At 52.1% G+C, this 1,372-nt stretch carries 1 protein-coding gene; it reads right to left on the bottom strand.

All coding sequences use genetic code 11. From position 1 onward, the window contains the following. Window positions 1-377 precede the first annotated feature (377 nt). Window positions 378-1,001 carry a transglutaminase-like cysteine peptidase gene (locus AC2FND_RS20270; protein ID WP_496771496.1) on the bottom strand — a complete coding sequence of 208 codons (624 nt, stop codon included), beginning with the start codon at window positions 999-1,001 and terminating at the stop codon, window positions 378-380. Window positions 1,002-1,372: the final 371 nt, after the last annotated feature.

Raw genomic sequence — 1,372 nt, 5'->3', positions numbered from 1 at the left:
TGAAGAGCCCGGTGGTGAAGAACCCGGTGGTGAAGAGCCCGGTGGTGAAGAACCCGGTGGTGAAGAGCCCGGTGGTGAAGAGCCCGGTGGTGAAGAACCCGGTGGTGAAGAACCCGGTGGTGAAGAGCCCGGTGGTGAAGAGCACGAAGAAGACCGATAGAGACGAAAACCGGGTACCAGCGAAACCGGCCCTAGGAACGCGGAGAATATTCGATAGCAAAAAATTCCGTCGGTCGTGGGTTCGAGGCTAGAATACGTCGATACGCAAAACGTTCGGATTAATCCGTCCAAGCGTCAGGTCAAAGACTACTCTCTTGGGCGCAGACCAAATCTGCGTCCAAGGACACGATTTTGGGTATGTAAATATACCGCTGAGGTCAGCTGCGTCCGTAAACCCCGACCCATTGACTGGGCCGCTTCGGATTCTGCATTCGCAAAAACAGGTAGCGCGTAGCTGTCCAGGGTTTTATCCGGTTTGTGAGATTATCCAGAATCAGGTCGCCCTGCGCCGAACGGTAAACCAGAACCGCATGAGGTGTCCGTCGAGTGTCCAGTACGGTTGCAATCAAAAGCTTTCTTGGATCAACCCCGGCATGGATCAGATCTCTTTTCTTCAACAAAGCAAAGTCTTCGCAGTCACCGCCTCTGGATGTTGGCAGCGCCCATCGCTCTCGCATTTTATACTGGGACTGATCTGTAACTTCACGGGTCGACGCGTTTACGCGGCGATTCACTTGATTTACCACCGTCAGCTCTTGGTGGCTGGACAACGTGACCGAGCGTTTTGCAGTGCAAGCCCAGTTATATTGGTTGCATAGGTTGATTGCGCCTGAAGGCGGTGGCGAAGACGCGATGAATGGAATAAAGACACCGTCGGAAGCGTGGGCAGCAGGTGCTGAAGCCAAGCCACCGATGCACACGGCGCAGATACCCAATGCACGCGCCGCAGCCGATGCAAGAGCGGCAACACACCTCTTGGCAAAATTCGCGAATGAAATCATGCGAGTTCCCCGATCCGATGTTCTTCGAACGATTGCATGTCCAACTGCACCACATTCTGTTTCTTGAAACTATCTGTGATCAGGCGTTTCGCGCAATCTTTTGAGAACCTGCACAGGAAACGGGGCAAAAATTCGTCCGAGAATCTGACAATTTCACGTAAGAATTTTGTTGGCGGGGCCACAATTCTGCCAGGACCCATTCGACAGAACAGGAGCAACAAAGGGTAAGTGATTGAATTAAATCAATTAAACAAAAAGCAGCCCGCTGTCGCGGGCTAATCAGTATCAACCAAACATGACATAAGCCGAATCTTGCTTATTCACTGCCGGTTTTCTTGGAAATATCAGCGCCTTGGACGCAAGGCCCATAT

The sequence above is a fragment of the Ruegeria sp. BHSB056 genome (assembly GCF_059613305.1).
This window is presented reverse-complemented; position numbering and strand designations above follow the sequence as displayed.